Here is a 25330-nt window from a genome sequence, read left to right on the forward strand (position 1 = left end):
GTAGAATATGCATGCCGAAAACAGAAAAAAGAACTAAAAACCGAATATCGCTTAAGACCTCTAAAACAACCATTTAAACACCATAAAACAGCTTTTAAACATCTATAATCATCCGCCGGAGACTTACAAACAAAACAACCCATCAAAATAACCGAAAACGCAATACAACTACAGTTTCAGTATCATTTTAAAATTAATTTAAAGAGATCGTTACGAAATCGTAAATAATCAATTCGAAACAAAAAGTCAAAATACGGCAACAACTTGAACTCAAAACGTCAAAAAACCATCATAACAAAATCCAAACTTTAAGAGACACGAATGAAATTAACACTGAAATATGTTCTGACCCTCTCCCTATTTGTAATGGGACAACTCATCTATGGTCAAACAGAAAGCAACACCCAACCAGAAAACGCACTACGTCATTACTTAAACAATGGCGACACGCATTATACCTACGAAGTCAAAAAGAAATACGAACTAGGTACGGTAACTGCCTATGACTTATTATTGACATCGCAAAAATGGCGCGAACATCTTTGGCAACATCAATTGACCATATTGGTGCCGGAAAAACTAAAATATACAGGAGCCTTACTTTTTATTACCGGAGGTAGTGTTAATGAAGATGGCCCAAAATGGAAAAAAGAAGATGATGGTACCACGAAGCGCTTTGCCCAATTGGCCGAGATCAACCAAGCCGTAACGGCTATTGTTCGACAGACCCCGAAACAACCGCTGTACGATGGTTTGGTAGAAGACCAGCTTATTTCCTTTACCCTTCATAATTTTAGGAGCAGCAAAGATTACAGCTGGCCCCTTCTGTTCCCTATGGTAAAAAGTGCCGTTAGGGCCATGGATGCCGTACAGGATTTCTCCAAGAAAACCTTTAAGCATAGCATAGATGGCTTTACGGTTTCCGGAGCCTCAAAAAGAGGATGGACCACCTGGCTTACCGGTGCCAACGACCCCAGGGTCAAGGCCATTGGCCCCATGGTGATCGATGTATTGAATATGCCGGTAAGTTTAGATTACCAACTGGAGGCCTGGCAAGAATACAGCATTCAGATCGAAGACTATACCAAACTGGAAATCCCCCAACAGGTTAGCTCGCCCGACGGCAATGCCTTGACCACCATGATCGACCCGTATTCGTATCGCAAAGATCTAACCATGCCTAAATTGATATTTATTGGCACCAATGACGAATATTGGCCGGTAGATGCCATCAAAAACTATATTGAAGACATTCCAGGTGATAATTTTGTGCACTATACCCCAAATGCCGGACATGATCTGGCCGGTGGTGAAGAAGCCTTAAAATCGTTGAGTGGCTTTTGGGCAAACACCTTACGTAAAAACGATTATCCGGATTTGAACTACAAAATAAATACAACTGCAACCTCGGCTACCTTAGAGGTTGAGGGCAGTACCGATGCCCTTATCGGAGCCTATGTTTGGTCGGCCACCTCTACCGATCGCGATTTTAGGGACGAGGAATTCAGTGCCCAAAAACTATCGGTAGGCAAATCCAAGTCCATCAGCCATACTTTTAATTTCCCCAAAAAGGGATACAAAGCCCTATATATAGATTTGGAATACCAATCGCCAAGCGGAGGTACGTATACCAAAAGCACCCGAATGTATTTAATGGATGACGATGAAGTCCTTTAAAAAAGTACTTTTTATAGGCCTATTGTTAATAGGTCTTACCGTTGCAGTAATTTACGTTTTCGCCCAACCAGCTACGGCCTTACCTGTGCTTTCTTATTACGATTACGATAAGGCCCTCCCCCTTCAGGTTAAACAAAGCCCTTGGGATACGCTGGCTACACATTATCAAAAAAAACTGGTTTATACCAGCGTACATAATAAACAGGTAACGGCCCTGTTGAGCGTACCCAAGGAAGGTGATGGCCCCCAAAAGACCATTATGCTTTTACATGGGCTAGGCGATCATAAGCAGGTAGATTATATTGAGGCGGCCCATAACCTATTTATAGACAAGGGTTATGCCGTTTTCCGAATAGATATTGCCAACCACGGGGATCGTTTTGAGCAGGATCTGAAATTTGATCTAACCGGCCCACATAGGTACTGGACCCGAAATATGGTAGCCCAAACCGTTTTTGACTTGCGCCGAGGGGTAGATTTACTGGAGCAACATAAAGAAATTGACCCCAACCGTATAGGCTTTTACGGTATAAGCCTTGGGGGAATTACCGGGACCCTCTTCTCGGGGGTTGAACCTAGAATAAAGGCAAGTGTGATCGTTATCGCCGGAGGGCAATTGAACCTATTATATGGGGAAGATGCCCTGGATTCCGAAGCCAAAGAATTTGTTAGTGTCATAGAACCCTTGAATTTTGTGGAGGCTATTTCACCCCGTCCCCTATTGATGCTCAATGCGGAAGAAGACGAGGTAATCCTGCCCATGATGAGTACATTATTATACAACAAAGCCAAAGAACCCAAGAAGATCATCTGGTATCCGGCCAAACATAAAACCATACCCCAACCCGATGTTTATCTGGAAGGGGTAAACTGGTATAACACACATTTATAATCCATTACAAACCCAACGACAATGAAATTTGTTACCCGAAAACCTGTTCACTTTTTATTCGCCCTAGCCATGGCCGCCCTTTTAGGAAGCTGTAAAACCGAAAAGAAAGAAACGAAAAACACCATAGCCGAAACCACGGAAGCACCAGCCAATTGGGCCGAACGCTTGGGGTACCCCAAAGGCGCCAAAGTATTAATGCTACATTCCGATGATGTTGGTATGTGTGAGGAAGCCAACCAAGCGACCGAAGCCTATTTGGACAAAGGACTGATACAATCGGCGGCCATTATGATTCCATGCCCCAATGCCAAAGCCTTCGTAGATTGGGCCATTGCCAACCCCAAACAAGACGTAGGCCTTCATTTAACCTTGACCAGCGAATGGAAGACCTACCGTTGGAGCAGTGTAACCCCAAAAGATTCGGTACCCGGTTTACACGACCCCGAAGGAAAAATGTGGCGTAGCGTACCCGAAGTGGTTATGAATGCGAGTCCGGCCGAGATTGAAAAAGAGGTACGTGCGCAAATCGAACAATCTATCGCTTGGGGCTACCGCCCCGATCATATCGACACCCATATGGGTACCCTATACGGCCATCCTGCGTTTGTAGAGGTGTTTTTTAGGGTAGCCCAAGAATACGGTATTCCGGCCAATGCCATAGACCTATCGAACGCCAAGGTGGTAGAAAAATTCAAGGGTCAGGGCTATCCGTTGACCGACGAGGTGGTAGCTTTGGCCAATGGGTACACGCTACCGAAATTGGACGACTTTACCAGTGTGCCCAAAGGAGACACCTATGAAGAAAAAATACAGAACTTTAAAGATTTGGTCATGGGCTTGGATGCAGGGATTACCGAAATCATCTTTCACCCATCGGTAGAAACCGAGAACCTAAAAACCATTACCAACTCTTGGCAACAACGTTCTTGGGAGGCCCAAATGTTCGCCGATCCTGACTTAATCGCATTTTTTAAGGAACAAAACATCATTTTCACGAATTGGAAAGAAATGATGGCCCGGCATAACAAATAACCTACAGCAAATGGCCTACAGGTACAAGTTAGTGAAATCGACCCTAGATAGATGTCAATAAACCATAAGATTCTTCTAAGAAAAAAGTGGTTGGTCTTGGCCCAAAAAGAGTATTTTGTAGCACACTAAAACCTAAAACAAAGCATGAATAGTACTTCAGGTATCATCTTGGCGATTTCGCTGATCATTATTATGTTCGGTATGGGGCTTTCCCTGACCCTCAACGATTTTAAACGAACCTTAATTTACCCCAAAGCCGTTATCATCGGACTGATCAGTCAAATGATTATTTTACCCCTAATAGGCTATGCCATTGCCGTTGGTTTGGGACTTTCGGCTACATCCTCTATCGGAATCATGCTTTTAGCGGCTTGTCCGGGTGGGCCTACTTCCAATATGTTGGCTTATTTGGCCAAAGGTGATTTGGCGCTATCGGTATCCCTAACAGCCATTTCGAGTATCATTACCATTTTTAGTATTCCCTTGATCGTGCAATTGGCCCTGATTGAATTTGCTAACCAAAGCCAGTTGATCAATGTAGATGCCATAACCATGATCAAGCAGTTGGTCGTTGTGGTAATCCTTCCCATTTCCTTGGGGATGTTAATCAATGCGAAAAAACCGGAATTCGCAGCCAAAATGGAACGCCCCGTTAAAATCGCTTCGGCCGTCATATTTGTCTTGGTAGTGATTGGGGTAGTCATCAGCATACGAGAGGTGTTTATGGATTACCTTAAAGAAGCTGGTATTCCTGCCATTTTACTCAACCTAACTACCATGGCCATCGGATTTACCCTAGCGGTATTGTTTAAACTTAATCGCCCACAAGCGGTAAGTATCTCTATTGAATCGGGCATACAAAACGGCACTTTGGCCATAACCTTAGCTACCATTGCACTTAACAATGCCGAATACTCGATTGTTCCGGCCATTTATAGCCTGCTCATGTTCGGTACGGCAACATTGGTCATTGTATTCCGCAAAAAGCTGGGTATAACCACTTAATCAACCCAAGACAATCAGACACCAAACCAAACGCATTACAATATGAAATCAATTACCACAATCCTCTTAGCCAGTTTACTGATACTGTCTTGCAAAACGGAGAAAAAGAAAGAAACCGAATCTCCCCAAGAACCGAAAACCGTGGTTTTGGAAGAGTTTATCTACGCCCAAGACCAAGCCCCTACCCCAGAATGCCATGCCTCTACCATAGCCGAAAGCAATGGGGTATTGGTGGCCTCGTGGTTCGGGGGTACCAAAGAAAAAAACAAGGATGTGGGTATATGGGTCTCCCGTAAGACCGATGGGGCCTGGAGTACACCTGTAGAGGTGGTAAACGGCATTCAGGAAGACGGTAGCCGACACCCCTGCTGGAACCCAGTATTGTTCAAACCCAAAGATGGCCCTTTATACCTCTACTACAAAGTGGGTCCAAACCCAAGGGAATGGTGGGGGCTTTATGTGACTTCTACCGATAATGGGAAAAGTTGGTCGGAGCCTGTGGCCCTACCGGAAGGCATATTAGGCCCAATAAAGAACCAACCTATACAATTGGCCGATGGAACTATACTCTCCCCTTCGAGTACCGAAAGCAAGACCGAAGGCTGGAAAATACATGTAGAGCGTTTGGACCAAGGAAGTACGGAGTGGACCAAAACCGAATCTTTAAACGATGCTGCTGAATTTGGGGCCATTCAACCGGCCATACTCGATTATGGCAATGGCAAATTACAAATGCTAAGCCGTACCAAAAATGAAGTGGTTACCGAAAACTGGTCCGAAGACCACGGAAAAACCTGGGGGCCCATGACAGCCATGGAATTACCCAACCCCAATTCGGGAATCGATGCCATGAGCTTGGCCAATGGCACCCAAATTTTGATCTACAACCCCACCAACAAAAATTGGGGCGATCGTGTACCCTTAAGTGTGGGCACCTCTACCGATGGCAAAAGCTGGAAGCGGGTTTTAGACCTAGAACCCCTAACCGAAACCACGGACCGCGAAGGTGAAGAGTACTCCTACCCCACCGTTATACAATCTTCAGACGGCTTGGTACATGTAGTCTACACCTACAACCGAAAAACGGTAAAACATGTGGTCATAAATCCCAAACAATTATAAACCCCAATGAAAAAGCTGCTTCGTATTGGGTTAAGGTTACTGGGCGTATTGGTCCTTTTATTGCTGATAGTGGTTTTCGTTTCGGTGGAAAAAATCGAGACCGACCCTTATTTTGAAAGCCAATATTACGAAAACACCCAAGCCCGCTTGGCCGATATCAAAACCAACCTAAACTTGGAAACCGCTCCCCTGGAAGTTGGGTTTGCCGCGATAGATATCACCCCTAAACTCACCGAAGGACCTGAAAACCCCTTGTCTGGCAGTTTTAAACAAGTGCGGTTGGCCGGTTATGGCGATGGACAAATGGCCACCGGCACCCACGATTCCCTAATGGCCAAGGCCACTGCCCTTAAAGTAGGTGCCGAAGTTACGATTTTGGTCAGCGGCGATTTGTTGCTAATACCCGAGAATGTTGTAGACAATATTATGGAGCGGCTCAGGGAAACCTCTGGCATAAAACGTGAGCAGCTATTTTTTGGGGCCACACATACCCATGCCAGTATAGGTAATATAGTGCCCGGTTATATCGGAAAACAATTCGGCGGCGACTATCAAGAAGGTATGGTCGATTGGTTGGGCCAACAATTCAGCAAGGTGATACTTGCCGCCCTAGACGACCTAAAACCAAGTAAAATGGGCTATGGGCATACCAAAATCCCACAATTGATCCGTAACCGTATCATTGGGGAAACCGGGAGGCTTCACGATCAACTCGATGTGGTACGATTGGAACAAATCGGGGGAAAAAAAGGCATCATTGGCATTTTCGGGGCCCATGCCACCAGTATCAGTACTTGGAACAGTGAATTCAGTGGCGATTATCCCGGGGCTTATCAAAGGGCATTATTACAAAAAGGTTGGGACCATAGCCAGTTCTTTGCAGGTACCGTAGGCAGCCACTCCAACAAAGGGGAAGGCAAACGTTTTGAAAAAATTGAACGGATGGCCCAGATCTTGGCCGATTCAACCCAACGCATTGCCTTACGAACCCCCTTAGATTCGTTGGTAACCAGTGCTAGGATAAGCTTACCCCTTGAAATTCCCAAGATCCAAGCTATAAAAATAGCGGACAGTTACCGCTTGGCCCCTTGGTTGGCCAACAAGATTATGCCCGAACGAAAAGCTCATTATCTACAAGCCCTTCGCCTAAACGGACTCATTTGGCATACCTCGCCCGTAGAACTCAGCGGTGAGTTTGGAATAGATATGAACAACGCCCTCGAAAATGCGGGTTACAGTTCTGTCATCACCAGTTTTAATGGCCAATACCTCGGCTATTCCGTACCCGGAAAATATTATTATTACGACACCTATGAAACCGCCCTCATGGGATGGTTCGGCCCTAGTATGGGGGAATATATAATGGAGCTCAACTATAGTTTGGCCAACCTTTTAACCGAATCTCGACATTAACGAATTACCAACTGACCAAAACGCATTCAAATGAAAAAATGGCTTAAACGCATCGGACTATTACTTCTTTTGGGCCTTGTCGCACTTACCATTATGGTATTTTATAATTGGCGCGACCGTTATCCGGACTACACCCTCGACCTTCACCTAAAATCGAAAGGGAATGCGGTAATGCAGGTTGGTTTTGCCAAAAAACCGATTACCCCGACCATTGTCGATACTTGGAACGATGCCGATGGCAACTTTAAATACGATGAAGATAAAGGCGACACCTATAACGATAACAACAATAACGGTAAGTTCGATGCCTATTGGATTGCCGGGATGAGTAATGCCAAACCTGCACAAGGCGTGCATGACGATGTGTGGTCGCGTGTCGTGGTTATGGACGATGGCAATACCCGAATGGCCTTGGTCTCTTTGGACGCCATAGGCTTTTTACATGACGATGTTATCGATATTAGACAAAGAATACCCCAAAATCTAGGGGTAGACTATACGCTGATCGCCTCTACGCATACCCATGAGAGCAACGATTTAGTAGGAATATGGGGGCCAGACCCACTACATTCTGGCGTAAATCCGGAAATGCTGGAATATGTAAAAACCCAAACCGTAGCCGCCATTACCGAAGCCGTGGGCAAGCTAAGACCAGCCGAGTTGGTCTTTGCCGAAGATCGTTCGCAGCGCGACTCCATTCTTATGAAGGATACTCGTAAACCCATCGTAAAGGCGACCGGGGTACATGTTATGCAGGCCATTGATGCCCAGACCAAGACCACCTTGGGCACTTTGGTCGACTGGGCCAACCACCCCGAAACATTGTGGAGCAAAAACCTATTGATCAGTTCAGACTACCCGCATTATATCCGTGAGGCTATGGAAAATGGTATCAAAAGCCAAGATAGCCTGATTAAACCCGGCTTGGGCGGAATCTCAGTATTTTTCTCCGGAGCCATTGGCGGACTAATGGCCCCCCACCCCAGTATCTCCATACCCGATATTGCTAAGGACACCCTCTATGCCGAACCCACTTATGAAAAAACCCAAGCCGTTGGCGAACATGTGGCCCTTATGGCCTTGGAAGCCTTGGAACAAAAGGGAGATACCATTGCTAAGAGCGGTATAGATTTGAGAGCACGTACACTGGAGTTTCCGCTGGACAATACCATGTTCAAGATCGCATCGGCCATTGGTTTGATCAAAATGGGAATGCCTTCCTATTTTAGCAAACGTTCTGAGGTCGGGGCCATTCGTGTGGGTCCGGCCCTATTTTTGAGTATTCCCGGTGAAATCTATCCCGAAATCGTTTATGGCGGTGTGGAAGCGCCCCGTGGACGTGAATTTGAGATTGACCCTATTGAAACCCCAAGTATTGAAAGCTTTATCAAGGATAAATACAAATTCTATCTGGGGTTGGCCAATGACGAGATTGGCTATATCATCCCCAAAAGTGAATGGGATACCAAAAAGCCTTATTTATATCATGACGAACGGGACACCTATGGGGAAGAAAACTCTCTAGGCCCTGAAACCGGACCCTTGGTGTATTATAACTTATTGGAGGTTATCCGGGATTTGGATGAGTAGTTTAGAACGGACAAGAATTTAAATGTGAGTTAAGGGATTTCAATGGTGAAGTTACTATTGAAGTTTGTGGTTTGAAGTTTTTCAGATTATCACAATTCAGATTGAATGTGTCTTTGAAACATTACATCACCTATTCCCAATATAGAATCCCGTTTAATGGCACCATTTTGACCAACCCTATATCATTTATTATTTCCACTTTTTGCCGTTTTACTATGGTGTCAGTTGTTACAATATCATCATAATCAATCGGAATTTCCTTTACTAAACCAAAAAGCAAATCATCACCACCATCACAACTCGTTTTTATGCGTAACTCGGTCGGGACAAATTCCAGTTCATAGCATAATTCACCATTTACGTCATAATATTTCCATTTCCCATATCTATAGTGGTAATACCAATGGCAAGGCCCAGCATAACAACATTGTATATAACTTCCAATTTTATAAGACCCTTCAGCTTCAATCGTGCCATTTGCCCGAAATTCCTTCCAATGACCTACTTTAAGATTACTAGGGGTTCTACCTTCTAGGGCTACTCTACCAACACCTTTGACTATCTTATTTTCGTAATAAAAATAAACCAGTGAATCCTTACTTGCTTTTCCGTTAGAGGTATCCCCGTATTTTTTGTAATCAAAGGCATGTTCTTTTTTCCATTGACCCAAACCTTGACCAACATAAAGGAACATTATAAACACCAAGAATTTGCGGCTTAAGTATCGTCTCATAACTCAACTAAAGATAGACCATTCTTCATGAATCAACCTAATCTTCAACTGTAAACCGATACACACAAACCGAAGTATAAGCCTCCCCGGGGTCTAATCGAGTGGTGGGGAACTGCGGCTGGTTGGGACTATCGGGAAAATGCTGGGTCTCTAAACAAAAGGCGCCACGATGACCATATATTTTAGCTTGCTTCCCCTGAATACTGCCATCGAGAAAATTGCCGCCATAAAACTGTAGGCCCGGCTCATTGGTATACACCTCCATTACACGTCCGCTTTGGGGTTCGGTTACGGTTGCCGCCCAACGCATTTTATCGGAGCTTGGCTCCAATACGAAATTGTGGTCATAGCCCAATCCATATTCCAGTTGTTGATGTTTTTCATGCAATCGGCTACCTATGGCTTCCCCCTTTCTAAAATCAAAGGGCGTATCGGCCACTGGGGCTATTTCTCCCGTTGGGATAAGGCCGGCATCTACGGGGGTATATTTTGAGGCGTTTATCTGAAGTATATGATCATTAATAGAGCCCTTTCCGGCCCCTTTTAGATTAAAAAAGGAGTGATGGGTTAGATTAACTACGGTGGGTGCATCGGTAGTAGCCCAATATTCAACCTTGAGTGCATTGGCCTCGGTCAAGGTATATAAAACCTTGATTTTTAAATATCCCGGATAACCTTCTTCCATAGCTGGAGAGGTATACCGTAATTGCAAGCTGTTCTCGTTTAGTTGTTCTGCCTCCCAGACCACGGCATCATAGCCTTTGTCACCACCATGCAAATGATTATCACCATTATTGGTGGCCAAATCATAGCTTTTACCATCCAAGGAGAACCGTCCTTGGGCTATACGGTTACCATATCGTCCAATAAGGGCACCAAAGTATTTTTCGGGTGAATTCAGATAGCCTTCCAAGGAATCGAACCCCAAGACCACATCGGCATAGTTCCCGTTTTTGTCCTTTACCCATAGCGACACCACCTTACCCCCATAATTGGTAATTTGGGTAACCATACCCTGGTTATTACATAAAGTAAACAGTTTTACCTGTTTGCCCTCCAAGATTTTTTCAAAATCTTTAGCATCGTATAAAACGATATCGGGATGCGTTTTCTGGGCAGCCATCTCGCCGATGAACAAGCCCCCGAATAAAAATAATAAGAACCGTAATGTAGCCCTCATAACTGTTTTGGTTTAAGGCTCTAAAGTAAGGAATGTAGTCTCTAATGTACCTGTTTGGGCACTAACAATTCCGTTTTTCTTAGCCAAACGCACCCAAATACGGGCCCTGCCATTGTATAATTGTAAGTAACGGGAACCTTCGGAGGTACCTTGGTTATCGATTAAGATAGCCCCTCCAATACTATTGAAGCGTAGATATTCTTTGGCATCTAAACAGGGCACCCCATGGGTATCGAATACCTGGGCTTCTACCAATACCTTATCCCCTTGGCGTTTTACTTCTTTTAGCACCACTTTAGATGGGCTACCCCATTGCCGGGTTTCATACTCAAAACTTATCTCATCGGTCAGAGTCTGGCCTTTGGCATAGCCTATGGCTTTTAGGGTATTCTTACCGGGCTTTAACAGGGTTTTCCAACGAAGACCGGCCGCTGGGAAATTCTGGGAATCCCGTTTTCGTTTTCCCAGGGATTTCCCATTCAAGAACAGCTCTACCGTTTTACAATTCGAATACACCTTGAGCAGTTTTTCTTCATCGGCGCTACCCCAACGAATGGGCCAGGTGCTGCCATAGATATGCAACATGGGTTTTTCAGTCCAGTACGATTGAAACACGTAATAACTCTCCTTTTTGGTCATATCGCGTTCGACCACCCCTTTCTGGTTTACATACGGCAGTGGGTTGCGCGGCCTAACCGCAGTGCTATAATCTTTAAAAATCCATGTGGCCGCGCCCGTTAACCAGGGCATGGTCTCCTGTTCCTTCAGGGTCCAATCGAAAAGGTTGATAATGTATGAGGTGGTCCAATCGCTATCTTTGGACACCCGGGCCTTGCCGCCTTTCATTAAAAAATCGCCATCCTTTTCGGCGGCATCACCGGTGGCGGCAACGGCTTCCAAACCTTTATCAGGGTCTTCGGAATGACGGTACATATGGCTACTCCCGCCCCACTCCATATGGAAAAAATGGTCTACTTTTTCCATTTCACGTTTACTTACTTCTTTATACTCGGTGAATTTACCGCCATACCAACCGGCCCAAATCGATGGGGAATACACATCTACAATATCGGCACAGAATTTACACCGCCGGATACCCGTTTTACGGGATGGATCTAAATGATGCGACAAGTCGTTCAATTCGGACATAAACCCACGGATGGCTTCTTGCTCGAAAGTCTCGAAATCGCCCTTCCAATCATTTTCATTACCCAAACCCCAAATAATTACGGAGGTATGGTTATAGTGCTGCTCGATCATATCGGACAACATCTGCCTGGCCTGATGTTTATAGGTCTCCCCGCCCAATCCGCCACGGCACCACGGGATTTCTTCCCAAACCATAATACCCAAGGAATCGCAAACCTGCAACACTTTTTCCGATTGTTGGTAGTGCCCTAAACGTACAAAGTTCACCCCCATATCCTTCATAAGTTTGAACTCTTTCTCTATTAAGGAATCGGGATCTACAAAACCGATTCCGGCTTGTTCCTCGTGGCGGTGGGTACCGCGAATCAACAAACGTTTTCCATTAAGGTAAAAAGAGCCTTTCTTTTTGAATTCAAAAGTGCGGAATCCAATTTTCTCCGTCCGTTCCTGCCCCTGCCAGCTAACTTTAAGAGTATACAGGTATGGGGTATCGGGGCTCCACAGCATAGGCTTATTAATGTTGGCCTCCGCAAAAACAAATTCTTTATCATTCAGCCGAACCTCACCTTCAACCACTGTTTTCCCTTTAGGGTCGACCAAACGGTATCGGGCGACTTCTGATACGCCCTTGCCCAAAGGATCATAAACGGGCAATTCGATTCGCAACTGGCCCTTTTTTAAATTGGCCGAAAGACTGGGGGTCAATTTGGGTCTGCGTAAGCTGGTCTCCGGTAAATACTTTATATGTAGTTTTCGATAGAGTCCGCCATAAAGGTTGAAATCGCTCATATCCGAGGGAATCATTTCCAAATCGCGACCATTATCGGTACGGATGGCCAAAGGTATCTTTCCCTTATATCGTTTCAAAACATCGGGGCGTTCGGTTCTTAGTTGAGACACGGCTTCGGTAATATCTACCCAAAACTCATTATAGCCCCCAATATGCTCATCCACCTTAATATCGTATACATAGACGGCTGTTTTATGGCCACTGCCTTCAAAGTGCAATACCGTACGCCCATTGGGGTGTGGGTTATCAACATCTAAAAAATCGCGGTACCAGGCCGGACCTTGATAATAGACCACATCAGGGTCTACCGTATCTTCGGCATTGTAGGTATGTGGCAGCGCAACGGAATCCCACTGCAATTGAAAATTCTGCCGCCATACTTCCCAAATCCCACCTATTCCCCCTTTATGGAATTCCATTTGGGTGAGTTGACGCGATTGGGCGGTAAGCTGTAAGCCACTTAAAAACAGTAACAGAACAAAAATTCTATTTTTCATATTATTATTCTTTTCCTGGCCAAGACCAGTTTTGTAAATCGGTACTCCAAGCTATACCAATGGAGCTATGGTTATCGAAGTACCAACGTTCATCCTTGGGTCCGGATCCATGGAAAAACATTAGATATTTCCCTAGTGTGGGTTCATTTTTCATATTGACTATGGTAGCAGCGGTAATGCGCCCCTGGGCCCAAGGCCATTCGGACTGTCCCAAGATTATCAGGCTACCAAAAGCTTCCCATTGTTGTAGGTCATTCGACCTTTTCATTGCGATACCGTTATGGGGCGAATGCACCAATAAATAGGTGTCATCTTCGACCAATACGGTTACGTTTTCCCCTGATTCGGTATGCCCGGCATAAGTCCAGTGTTGCAAATCATTTGACCAAGACATGCTTACGCCGTTCTGCTTATAAAAACACCAATACTTGCCCGGCTCGTCTTTATCTTCAATCAAATAGGGGTCGATCATCCTACCCATTTCCGATTCCGGTACGTCATCCCCTTTTACACGAAGTAGTTCGGGGGCTGACCAATGCTTCAAGTCTTTGCTTCGCATAATAAAGATCCGTGCACTGTCATCTCCGTATCTAGGAATATCGGCCTGGGTATACCCGGGGCGTGGATAGGTCTGTAAACACAAGATCCACTCTTTACCAAAACGGATGACATTTCCCGGGCTCGAATAGTTAAGCCTATCCCCTTTTGGGGTGATTTTCTCCGGTTCGGACCAATTTTTCAGGTCTTGGCTCCTACTTTGGGCCGTATAACTAAAGATTTTACCATCGTCTTGTATCTCTACCCAAGTAAAGTACAAATGAAACACCCCATCATGGTATACCACCGCAGGATCTCGAAAGGCATTTTGAGCATCGCCCTCGAAAAGTATTGGCTGCTCCAGTCCTGATAACAAGTTATTCTGGGCTTGTGCTATAGTTCCGATAAAAAATAAACTACAAACAAATAACCATGTCTTTCGCATACTTATTTTTTTGAATAGTATTCTTGAAGCGTATAAAAGGCCTTCTTTTTAATGCCTTGTTCCGAAATAAGCCCCTTTCGGTTGTAATCGTTTTGGATCAATCGGTTCGGGCGAATGGGCGAACGGAAATCCATCAACAACCAAGGGGTCATACCATCTACAAACGGCATTTGTTTTTCTACCATTTCAAGATTGTACTTGAATACCTCCTCTTGGTAATCTTCGGTCCATTTTTCATCTTTGCCCCCGTAATGTCCTTGTAAGGCCCCTGCACCGAATTCACTAAAGATTACCGGCTTATTAAAATCGACCTGCCAGCCCATATCGGGGCAATCCGAAGGCTTGTTAAAATACCAACCACAATAACAGTTGATTCCGATGACATCTAATTCGGCCGCGATAACATCGTTGATCACCCGAACCCCATCTACCACTTTATAGGCTTCTATGGCCGCCGTGGTCAAGCGGGTGTTATCCAACTCGTTTACCGTTTGTAATAGTTTTTTCAGGTAGTTTTGACGGGCCTCACTCTCCCTCGTCTCATTGGCCACCGACCATAGTACCACAGAAGCCCTATTTCGGTCTCGAATAATGGTCTCGCGCAACATACGGTCGGCATTTTTAAATGAGGCCTCGTTTTCAAAATCGATATTCCAATACACGGGTATCTCTTCCCAAACCATGAGTCCCATTTTTTCCGCCTCGCGCACCATGAGCTCATTATGCGGGTAATGGGCCAAGCGTACCAGATTACAACCCAACTCCTTGGCCCAGCTCAATAAAGTACGAGCATCGGAAGCATGGGCGATTCGCCCGCCTCCCATGGGGGCTTCTTCATGAAGGTTGATGCCCTTTAAGAAAAGTTTTTTCCCGTTCAACAATATATCGCCACCATTAACGGTAATAGTCCTAAACCCAATGGCTTCCGTAAGGGAATCCGTATCGGTGGTAAGGTTCACTTCATATCGGAATGGATCTTCCGGGGACCATTTTCTTACTTTTTTGGAAGTAACGGAAAAATGGGCCCTTCCTTTGCTATCCGTCCTTAATGTCTTTTCTATGCGTAAACCAGGAATATTCAAGTTTACGGCTTGTTGGCCTTGGCTATTGGACAACTGTACCCAACCTTGGATAACGGACGGTTGTTTGGGATCCAATCCTATGGCATAATCTTTAATAAAGACTTCAGGTACGGCCACCAACGATACCGAACGGGTTAGGCCCCCATAGTTCCACCAATCGAATCGCAGGGTGGGAATCGCTTCCTTTTTACGCACATTACTTACCCGAACTACCAGAATGTTATTTCCTGACTTAAGCTGATCGCCCACCTCAAAAGCAAATGGTGTAAAACCACCGATATGATTGCCAATCGTTTCCCCATTTAAATAGACCTCAGCCTCGTAATTGGCCGCACCAAAATGGAGAAAGTACTTTTTACCCGCCTCTTTTGCTACTTTGAAATGCCTTTTATAAAATACCGCACCTTCAAAATAATACAGTTTTTCAGCTTGGGTATTCCAGTCTTTTGGCACCAACAAACGGTCCATGAAATTGGGGTCCGCCTCACCTTCCGGACCTAACGATAATTTGGCATTACCCTTATCATTAAAGGGTGCATAACGCACATTCCACATACCATCTAAAAATTGACGCTCCCGTTGGCTGACCGTATTAATGGGAATCTCAACACTTTCTTGTGCCCATATGGCAGGAAAGAGCAATACAACGGAAACGAACAAAAGGGCGAACTTGGTCATAATCAGGGTTTTATTGGTTTATTTTTTTATGGGAACAGAAAAAGGAAGGGTACAAAACAATTTCTTTAGTGTTAAACCCATTGATCACAAATTTTTAAAAAGTTCATATAAAGGCAAACCTGTGGCCGCCGAGGGCAATGGTATGCCCAATTTCATGCTTACGGTCGGTGCGATATCGGTAATGGACACCTTACGCACCGAACTTCCGGCCGGGATTCCGCTGCCATAAAACAGTATCGGGATATGGGTATCGTAGTTGTAGGGCGTACCATGCGAAGTGCCCCTATCGTCGTGCTGTCCATGTAAATAGCCCGATTTCATAATGGTAAACACATCACCCGATCTTTTGCTATGGTAGCTACGTTGCATCATTTGGGCGAAGGCTTCGGTTTGATTTCGTTTTCTAAGTTCGGTTGCCGTAAAGGCTTCGGACACGAACGGTAATTCCAGCAATGCACTCGCCAAGAAATCCTGGAATTCCTCAAGATCAAGCCCTTTTTCTGCAATCAACTCCCGATCTAAATAAATCTCATGTACGGAAACACTTTTGAACCAATCGGCCTTACCGTATTTGGCGGCTACCTTTTCGTATACCTGCATGGCCGTTTCACGTTGAAAGCGACCTCCCGGATACCGGTTATCGCTCAAATACTTGGGGTTATCTACCGCACCATGATCGGCCGAGAGAAAGACCATATAGTTCCCCTTACCCACTTGGGCATCCAAACGATCTAACAAGCGTTTAATATCCAAATCCAATCGCAGATACATATCTTCCATTTCTACGGCACGTGGGGCCATGGCGTGCCCGGCAATGTCGGTAGAGCTATAACTAATGGCCAAAAAATCGGTCTGTTGCCCTTTACCCAACTGCTCTCCTTCTAATGCCGCCAAGGCAAAATCGGTTAGCATTTGGTTGGCAAAAGGAGTGCCGGTGAAACGGTTCAAAGGTTCTTGGTCATTCGATAAATCGTAAGGAAAGGCAGCTTCTTTTTTACCCCATTTTATTTTTTCATAAGCGTTGGCATCAGCAATACTGGCCGTATAGGTTTCGATCGGATGCAAGGTCTCCCAAGTTCTGGAAGCATAATCATGTGCCCTTTTTTCGGCATTGAATTTCTTGACCCATTTGGGTAATTCCTCTATAAAATAGGTACTGCTACCCATTTCGCCGGTTTTTCGATTATACCAAAACGCCCCAGTAGGATTGTGTCCAGCAGGCAAAGTGGCCCCGCGATCTTTAAACGACATAGAAACCACTTTAGACCTATGGTTACCAAACAATCGCAGTTCGTCGGTCACTGTGGTTACCTCTAGGCGCGAAGGGGCCACATAACTGTTTTCCCCCGAACCCATGACCACACAATTCACCTTGGCCTCCGTGGCTTTATCGTACCAAGAATTGGAGATGATACCATGTCGCGAAGGCGTGGTGCCCGTATATATGGAGGCATGGCCCGGCCCTGTGGAGGTTGCCTTATAATTGTAATGCGCATTGGCAAATTGATAGCCTTCATTCAACAGGCGCTTAAAGCCCCCTTCCGTAAAACGGTAATAGTAGCGCGATAAATAGTCGTTTCGCATTTGATCCACTACAATACCCACGACCAATTTCGGTTTGTCTTGCCCCTGCTGTGCCCGTACTCCTATTCCGCTTGTTACCATTAGCAAGACAACTAGCAGGGTTGTTTTTAAAATTTTCATTTTCTGTGTTTATTTTACACGGTTCTAAAATACATAATAATTCCTAAAAGCCATGGGCCCTTAACAAAAAAGGCACCGAAATATTCCGGTGCCTTCAACTCAAAACATATAACTACTAAAACACATTATATATCACACCTAAAAGGTATTGCCTTCCGGCAAATTCGTAATCCGAGAAATTGCTTCCGTTGTAGTCCCTGCTTAGATCATCGGTCAAAACATCTTCCAAGAAGGGCTTGTTACCAATATTCACCACATTGAAGGTCAACTTTAACTTATCTTCCAAAAGATCTACATAGGCAGAACCATCCCATAGTCCGATAGGCTTTCTGAACTCGTTACCATTACGGTACTCATCGCGATAATTGTGGGCAAAACGTACACCCCAATTATTTTGCTCGTAGAAAATGGTGGCATTGAACGAGTTTTTAGAAGTACCATCGAGACTTAAACCGGTTTCATGGGCCTCACTATCGGTAAATGTATAGTTTAAAGAAGTACCCAAACCGCTCAAAAATCCGGGTAAGAAGGTGAACTGTTGGTTATAGGCCAATTCGAAACCTTTTACAGTCGCACCTCCACCATTTACGAAGGTCTCCACACCAACCCTAAGGGTTTCCGGGTTACCGTTCGGATCTAGAACTTGAACATCGCGTGCCTCAATGGCATCGGTAATAAAGTTTTGAACGTCTTTAAAGAACACCCCTCCAGAGATGATACCTCCTCCTTTTAGGTAGTATTCCAAAGAAACATCCAACTGGTTGGCCACAAACGGATCTAATTCCGGGTTACCAGCCTCACCATCGGTATTATCGGGATCCAAAACTACTTCATCTGTTAGTTCATCGCGGTCGGTTCGTAACTCAAAATACGGACTCATCTCACGTATCTCTGGCCTTCTCATTACACGACCGGCACCCATACGGGCCACCAAACGATCACTAATATCGTAGGCGAAGTTCATACTTGGTAACACCTCCAAATACTTATTCTCTACCGTCTGCTCTTCAAAACCGTCTACCGAACCGTCCGGATTGATCTCTAACCTACGGTCGCCCCCAAAAGCGGCAAAACCTTTGGTAGTCGTATTGGTGTATACCCAGCGGATACCAAAGTTACCTCGGTACCGCTTTTCACCACCTCCAATATTGGCCATTTGGTAGACCGAAAAGATCTTACGTTCAGCGAACATCTCATCGCCGGCATCACCGGTTTTGGCCACATATTTAGAGGGATCTGAAAAGGCATCCTTTACGAACGGACGCACATTTACACCATAATACTCAAAGCCTGGTAGTATATCATTATCATTATACTCGGTAATTCGGGTCAAATAATCAGCGACATTCGATGGAGGCGTACGATCGATCAACTCCCTGCGAATATTGGTCTCGCTTTCGGTTCTTTGGGTGTATTTAGCACCGTATTTGATAGACTCAAAAAAGTTGTCGCTGATCTTGGTCGTAAAATCGGCACGTACGGAATATTCCTTGGCCTCGGTCTCTTCGAGGGTACCTGAACTACCCAAACTACTACCTAAATAATAGTTGTTGATGTCACCATGACTTGGAATCCCTAAAAGATCAGTAAACAAAACTCCAGAACCGGTTGGATTACCAAAGGACAGCTCCGCTATAACATCATCTGGGTTTTCGGGGGTTGGGTCAAAAACTCCACCTTCACCAAGACCTAGCGAACCACCAAAACCAGGTAGGTCATCGTTGGTCTTACGGTTAAATGAACGGGCGCCTTCTACCAAAAGATGGGTCTTTTCGGAAAGTTGAACATCTAAACCTAATGCGGCACTGAACAATTCGTCTTCGGTATTGTTGGTAAAACCACCAAAACCTAATGACCTAAAATCGCGTAAACCAACACTAGTACCAAAACCGGTCTCATTGGTCTCAACCGCATTGGGCACTACATGACTGGTTCTGTAGCGGATATCGGCATCGTAACGGGTATCAAAACCTTTTACCCGACCATAGGTAAGATCGACATAGGCATTTACCTTATCATTGAACTTGTATTGAATAGTAGAAGCCAAAGAAAGGTTCTTATCATTATCGCGGTTTAGTCGCGGACGGATCCTATCTTGAACAAAAGCCTCCGACCCATCGGCCAAGGTTACCGTTTCGGGTGAGCTTTCGCCGCGTACTCGGGTACGCTCAAAATCGCGATCAAAGTAAAAGGCATTCAAAGACACCCCTAGCTTGTCGTTAAGCATGGTGTTAAAAAAGGCTTCGAACCGTGGATTCACAGCCTCGGCCTCAACTTCGTAAACCGGCTTGGCCGCCAAGGTTAATTTGGTCTCCCCAATATCGAACGGACGTAGCTTTTTGATGTTTACAGTACCTCCTACACCACCTTCTTCCATATCGGGTGTTGGCGATTTGATCACTTCAAGCGAACTCGCAACCGAAGAACCCAATACCGAAAGATTAAACCCGGTGTCCCCTGCCCTAGAACGCGCTGCGGTCTGTGATTGCCCATTAATGGTCACCTTGGTAAAAGTTGGATCCAAACCACGGATACTCACAAAGGCGCCAGCAGCATTATCGCGTTGTATCTGAACCCCGGTAACCCTTTGCAAAGCTTCGGCAATGTTTGGATCTGGCAATTTACCAACATCTTCGGCAGAGATAACATCTACCACTCTATTCGCCTTACGCTTGGCCTGGTTGGCCCTTTGAAAACTGGCACGATAACCCTCTACTACCACCTCGCTCAACTGCTCGGCATCGGGATCTAATTGTATGGTCATACCCGTTCCTGCGGCGGCTACCTCCTTTTTCTTGTACCCCACATAAGACACTTCTAATGTTGCCCCTTGGGTTACGTTAATAGAAAAACGACCATCGAAGTCCGTCGTGGTTCCATTATTAGTGCCTTTTTCAACTACAGTAGCTCCCATTAAAGGCACGCCGTTTTCGTCTTTTACGGTACCAGACACCCGCTCTTGAAACGCTAAGGCATCTTCTAAAATAGCAGGCAGGACCGACGCCTTCTTAATTCCTTTTCGTGGGTCGTGACGTAGTATAATCTGCTTATCTACCACTTCATAAGCAATGGGCGTATCGGCGAATACCAAATAGAGTACCTTTTCTACACGCTCCTTTTTCACTTTGACGCTCACCTTACGGTTTAGATCGATTTCATCGTTCATATAGAGCAATTTGAAATCTGTGGTCTCAGTCAACGTATCGAATACCTCCGAAACGGTTACGTTATTGAGATCCATAGACACCTTAGTCCGTTGCGAATACGAGTTCGCATTGGTCTTGAATAAGGCTATAAAAAGCAGAAACAGTGTTAGTCTCATCTTTAAGTCTATCCTAGGAAAGATCCTGGTATTCCCTACAATACCTAGATAATTATTCATAATTTTGAATTGATTTAAATGTTACCTAATCGTTTAAATTGTCTTTTATCAGGGAGTGTTGCAGCATTCCCTGATTGTTTTTAGAGTCATTTGGTCAGTTTTTCATGTTGAGTTGTTTTAAGGTGTTATCCTGATAGTGTTCTTCTTTGGTTCGAATTTATAATGGAAGGGTCGGTGCTTATGAAAAGCATGCAATATCTGCCCAAGACTCTCCACATCGAAAGTACCGGTATATCTATTATCGGCTATGGCTTCATACTCGTTGATAATGGTTACGTTAAAATGCCGTTCAAGCTCCTTAAGTATGACCGACAAAGGTTCGTTTTCAAAATGAAGTGCCCCATTTAGCCAAGCCACATACGATTTTACGGAAACCTGGGCCACGGTTTTGGTTTCATTGGCAACAACCACCCGTTCATTTGGTACCAGCACCACTTCGTCGTCGTCAAGACCCTGACGCACCCCCAAAGACCCTTCTACCAGTACGATTTCGTCCCGGCCGTCTTCGGCATAGGCATTTACGTTAAAGGCCGTACCATATACCCGGGCTTCACTGCGATCGGTACGCACGATAAACGGACGACTTTTATCTTTGGCCACCTCAAAATACCCCTCACCTTGTATATAAACCTCTCGATTACCATTGGCAGGAAAGGCTGTAGGATAAGTCAAAACACTTCCGGCATTTAAATGCACGGCCGTACCATCGGAAAGTTTGACATAAAACCGTTTTGCCTTGGGTATGCGTAGTGTATTCATGACGATTTCACCCCCGATTGCATATTGCAGACTGTCTTGATGCTGCCGTCCAATGATTTCGCCATGTATATTCGTAATATCACGACTTCTTTCAGGCTCTAGAATACGTTTGGTGCCATCTTCCAATTCCAATACAATACTGTCTTCTGGCAAAAGATCCACTGATGCTGAATTCATCCAATAGGCCAAACCACCGATTAGAGCCACCACGAGTAGGGCCGCATATTTCAAATATTCTTGATATCTGTTCTTTTTTGGAATTACCGCTGTTCGATTAGAGATAGTTTGCCATGCGGCTTTTTTATCGGCACCCAAGCTTCCTGTTAAAACAGCATCTTTTTTAAGTTTAATGAAAAGGGATTTATTTTCCTCTGATTCGGATAACCACTCGAAAACCACACGCGTTTCCCTCTCGGATGCGGTTCCGTTTAAGTATTTTTTTAAATAAGCATGGGTTTTAATATCCACTTTTTCCAAATCAGGTTATTCTACCCTACTTCAAGGGCTTAAACCCACGACATAAAGTACGGGCTTCACAATAAGCACGTTTTAAAACGTGTTTACCCTACCTGATTAGTCAAAAAAAATCAATAAAAATACAAGTTGCTGATAATCTAACACATACTACACAGAAAACAAGAACAGCAAGAGGCCAACAAAATAGGAGAGCGCATGTTTGAGCCCCTTTATCGCCCGCGCCATATTGGCTTCAACCGCCTTTACCGAAATATTAAGCTCCTCGGCAATTTCACGATTCTTTTTGTTGCCTTCGCGTTTTAACAGAAACACTTCTCGGCTACGTTCGGGCAAATTGGCGATAGCCCGTTGCACCTGTCCTTCCATCTCGGAATAAACCAAACTATCGAAATCCAACGATTTTAACACCTCTAGATTCATTTCTTTTTCTAGACGGTACAACTCGGCATCCTTATACCGATTCACCACTTTAGAATGTCGCAACAAATCTATACAGCTACATTTAGCCGATGTATACAGGAAAGATTTTACCCCAGCCAGCGTCTTTATTTTATCCCGCTTCATCCATAGGGACACAAAAGCATCTTGGGCCAAACTTTGGGCTTTGTCAGCATCATATACGAACTGTTTGCAAAAACCAACTAACATTTCATAATACGAATCAAATAAATACCGGAATGCTCCCTGATCCCCCGCTTTAAAGCGTAAGAAGAGCTTTTCATCTAACCGTATTTCTTTATGGGGCTTTATCACAAGTACAGACTAATACTACATGGCCCGGAACAGCTTTCCCGAACCTCTACTTCATGTTTAAAATCGTGTTAAGATATAAAAAAAATTAAATGCGTATAAAAAACACGGTATTCAAAAATAATAAAGCCTCTTTTTACAAATACGATAAAAAGGTTTATGAAAAGGTTAATAAGCCAACCAAATACTACGAAAGAATGGCATGGGCTTTTCGCTGAAGATATCCTACGTTTTCTTTGGTCACTATCTCTATTGGGGAAAATATCTTTTCTGGCAACTCGCGCTTATACAACAAGTACTCTGACATGGACTCTACAGCCCTATACCCTTGATCATAAGATTTTTGGGAAATCAACATAGTAACCCGCCCTTCTTTTAAAGCATCTATATTACCAGGCGTGGTATCGAAACCGATTATCTGTAAATGCGCCAGAATGTTTTCGGAAAGTTTTTTCGTTAAATAAGAAACCCGGCTTGTTGGCACGAATATGCCCCGGATCGCCTTATCGTTGCCGATAATCGTTTCCAAATCGGCCAGCGCCACATCATCCATTTCAGAAGGTAATTGCCAAGAAACCGTAGAAACCTGACCCCCACATGAATGCAGATAATCTTGGAACCCACGAATACGCTGGGTAATGTTATGGAAATTGGACAGATCAGTTCGGGAATGTGCAATCAAGACCTTTCCCTGCGCCCCGACACACAACTGCATTAATTGTCCGGCCACGGTACCCCCTTGATACGAATGCTGCCCCACATAGCTAATGTTCGAAAAAGCATCCAAGTCTATGTTCAGAAACACAAAAGGTATGCCCTCACTATCCATTCGTTTTACCAACAAGGCCGTTTCCTTTTTAAAGGTCGGCACCAAAACAATGGCATCGGGCTTTTCGTCCAGCATAGTGGCAAATGCATCCATATAGGATCGGGTATCGGACTGATCAAAAGTAAAGGTATGCACCATTACCCCAAAACCTACTACCTCTTCACTGGCTTTTTGAACGCCTTCCAACGGCGATGCCCAAAACGACTGCGCCCGAGAAGCGGCCGGCATCAGCACACCCAAAACATATTTCTTTTTAATAGCCAGGGAACGGGCAATTTTATTGACCGTAAAATTATGATCTTCCATCAAGGCCTTGATCTTGGCCTCGGTTTTTTTAGAGACGCCACCCCTACCATGAATCACCCTATCTACGGTACCAGGAGAAACCCCGGCCAATTGCGCTATCTCTTTAATCGTAATCATAAATCTTGCAATAGTATAACCAAATCCTCCGACCCTTTTCAACAAAAGAAATCTAAGAGAATTTGCTAGAAACCCAATTTTGATGAAAGTCCCGACAGCGATATCGCTTCATTACAATACGGAAAACGACCACCAAAATCCGTTTCGCCGGTAAACCTACCGTATTCCTTTAATATAAACAAACAATAACCCAAAATGCACCCTATATATTAATAGGTATACCAGACCTTAACCGTACCTCTACATACAAATATTCCATCCCCTTTTCTTGGCCAAACCAATGCTTTTGCATACTTTAGCGTGTGCGCACACGAAAATTATAGAAACCGATATATATTGAAAACGAACAATACTTTTGACATTAATGGCAAAGTCTGTGTAATCACTGGCGGTGCCGGGGTTTTGGGCTCAACCATCGCTCGACATCTTTTAGCCGAGGGGGCCCATGTTGCCATTCTATCCCTTGCCCAGGATGATATTGACAAAATAACCCAGGAATTAGATTTCCCAGACGATCGCTTGGCCGGTTATGTCTGTAACGTACTCGATGCCGATATGGTAGCCGAGGTAGCCCAACAGATTGTTACGAAATGGGGCAAAGTAGACGCCTTATTGAATGCAGCCGGGGGTAACATGGCCGGAGCTACTATTGGACCGGACCAAACCATTTTGGATATGGACCTGAACGATTTTGACAAGGTTTCGAAACTAAACCTTACTGGATCCCTAATTCCTTGTATGGCCTTTGGTAAACATATGGCCGGACAAGGGTTTGGAAGCATTATCAATTACTCTTCTATGACGGCTTATCGTACCATAACCCGTGTAGTTGGGTATTCTGCCTCTAAGGCGGCCTTAAGCAACCTTACCCAATGGTTGGCTGTGGAATTCGCCTTAAAATTCAGTCCAAAAATCAGGGTCAATGCCATCGCTCCTGGATTTTTTATAGGAAACCAAAACCGTAGGTTGTTGACCAACGAAGACGGTTCCTATACCGAGCGGGGCAACACCATAATCGCCAACACCCCTATGAAACGTTTTGGGGAGGCCGAAGAACTGAATGGAGCCCTACACTGGCTGATCAGTGATGCCTCTTCTTTTGTTACCGGTACGATATTACCGATCGATGGCGGATTCAATGCCTTTAGTGGGGTATAAACGAAATAAAGAACAGTAGATGGAAA

The 25330-nt window shown here is 44.7% G+C and carries 18 protein-coding genes; 8 read left to right on the forward strand and 10 right to left on the reverse strand.

The window, feature by feature from the left end; all coding sequences use genetic code 11:
- Positions 1–321: 321 nt before the first annotated feature.
- The 7 genes from B7P33_RS00500 to B7P33_RS00530 all read left to right on the forward strand — a co-directional run bounded on the left by B7P33_RS00500 (position 322) and on the right by B7P33_RS00530 (position 8731).
- Positions 322–1677, forward strand: coding sequence for a PhoPQ-activated pathogenicity-related family protein (locus B7P33_RS00500; protein WP_097440012.1), 1356 nt, complete (start codon positions 322–324; stop codon positions 1675–1677).
- A complete protein-coding gene (locus tag B7P33_RS00505) occupies positions 1664–2569 on the forward strand; it encodes an alpha/beta hydrolase family protein (protein WP_172435813.1) in 906 nt (301 codons plus the stop codon). Before B7P33_RS00500 ends, B7P33_RS00505 begins: the two co-directional genes overlap by 14 nt.
- 21 nt (positions 2570–2590) lie before the next feature.
- The gene (locus tag B7P33_RS00510) at positions 2591–3601 is read left to right on the forward strand and encodes a polysaccharide deacetylase family protein (protein WP_097440014.1); all 1011 of its coding nucleotides are present in this window, start codon (positions 2591–2593) and stop codon (positions 3599–3601) included.
- A gap of 144 nt (positions 3602–3745) precedes the next feature.
- Entirely contained in the window at positions 3746–4606 is an 861-nt protein-coding gene (locus B7P33_RS00515; RefSeq protein ID WP_097440015.1) for a bile acid:sodium symporter family protein, read from the forward strand.
- Between the two features lie 42 nt (positions 4607–4648).
- Entirely contained in the window at positions 4649–5728 is a 1080-nt protein-coding gene (locus B7P33_RS00520) for a sialidase family protein (protein WP_097440016.1), read from the forward strand.
- A gap of 6 nt (positions 5729–5734) precedes the next feature.
- Positions 5735–7141, forward strand: a complete 1407-nt coding sequence (locus tag B7P33_RS00525) for a neutral/alkaline non-lysosomal ceramidase N-terminal domain-containing protein (RefSeq protein ID WP_097440017.1) — start codon at positions 5735–5737, stop codon at positions 7139–7141.
- A 30-nt stretch (positions 7142–7171) separates the two neighbouring features.
- Entirely contained in the window at positions 7172–8731 is a 1560-nt protein-coding gene (locus B7P33_RS00530; protein ID WP_097440018.1) for a hypothetical protein, read from the forward strand.
- Positions 8732–8861: 130 nt separating this feature from the next.
- Here the strand turns inward: B7P33_RS00530 and B7P33_RS00535 are convergent, their stop codons facing one another.
- From B7P33_RS00535 to B7P33_RS00580, 10 genes are all read right to left on the reverse strand, one after another.
- Positions 8862–9464, reverse strand: a complete 603-nt coding sequence (locus B7P33_RS00535) for a toxin-antitoxin system YwqK family antitoxin (RefSeq protein ID WP_097440019.1) — start codon at positions 9462–9464, stop codon at positions 8862–8864.
- 37 nt (positions 9465–9501) lie between these two features.
- On the reverse strand, positions 9502–10644 hold the full coding sequence (locus B7P33_RS00540; protein ID WP_097440020.1) for an aldose epimerase family protein: 1143 nt from the start codon (positions 10642–10644) through the stop codon (positions 9502–9504).
- 12 nt (positions 10645–10656) lie between these two features.
- On the reverse strand, positions 10657–13080 hold the full coding sequence (locus tag B7P33_RS00545) for a glycoside hydrolase family 2 protein (RefSeq protein WP_097440021.1): 2424 nt from the start codon (positions 13078–13080) through the stop codon (positions 10657–10659).
- A gap of 4 nt (positions 13081–13084) precedes the next feature.
- Positions 13085–14062 carry an exo-alpha-sialidase gene (locus B7P33_RS00550; RefSeq protein WP_097440022.1) on the reverse strand — a complete coding sequence of 326 codons (978 nt, stop codon included), beginning with the start codon at positions 14060–14062 and terminating at the stop codon, positions 13085–13087.
- A gap of 2 nt (positions 14063–14064) precedes the next feature.
- Positions 14065–15822, reverse strand: a complete 1758-nt coding sequence (locus tag B7P33_RS00555) for a glycoside hydrolase family 2 protein (RefSeq protein WP_097440023.1) — start codon at positions 15820–15822, stop codon at positions 14065–14067.
- An 84-nt stretch (positions 15823–15906) separates the two neighbouring features.
- On the reverse strand, positions 15907–17526 hold the full coding sequence (gene pafA, locus B7P33_RS00560; protein ID WP_097440024.1) for an alkaline phosphatase PafA: 1620 nt from the start codon (positions 17524–17526) through the stop codon (positions 15907–15909).
- Between the two features lie 115 nt (positions 17527–17641).
- Positions 17642–20848, reverse strand: a complete 3207-nt coding sequence (locus tag B7P33_RS00565) for a TonB-dependent receptor (RefSeq protein ID WP_172435814.1) — start codon at positions 20846–20848, stop codon at positions 17642–17644.
- A 177-nt stretch (positions 20849–21025) separates the two neighbouring features.
- A complete protein-coding gene (locus B7P33_RS00570) occupies positions 21026–22135 on the reverse strand; it encodes a FecR family protein (protein ID WP_245871645.1) in 1110 nt (369 codons plus the stop codon).
- Positions 22136–22291: 156 nt separating this feature from the next.
- Positions 22292–22897, reverse strand: coding sequence for an RNA polymerase sigma-70 factor (locus B7P33_RS00575; protein ID WP_097440027.1), 606 nt, complete (start codon positions 22895–22897; stop codon positions 22292–22294).
- Between the two features lie 184 nt (positions 22898–23081).
- Positions 23082–24146 (reverse strand): substrate-binding domain-containing protein, encoded by a 1065-nt coding sequence (locus B7P33_RS00580; protein WP_097440028.1) that lies wholly within the window; start codon positions 24144–24146, stop codon positions 23082–23084.
- Positions 24147–24482: 336 nt separating this feature from the next.
- Here B7P33_RS00580 and B7P33_RS00585 point away from each other — a divergent pair, with 336 nt between their 5' ends.
- Positions 24483–25304: an SDR family oxidoreductase gene (locus tag B7P33_RS00585; protein WP_216359337.1), complete on the forward strand. Its 822-nt coding sequence runs from the start codon at positions 24483–24485 to the stop codon at positions 25302–25304.
- The last annotated feature ends 26 nt before the right edge of the window (positions 25305–25330 follow it).

Source organism: Sediminicola luteus, from assembly GCF_002514735.1.
Classification (GTDB): Bacteria; Bacteroidota; Bacteroidia; order Flavobacteriales; family Flavobacteriaceae; genus HQA918.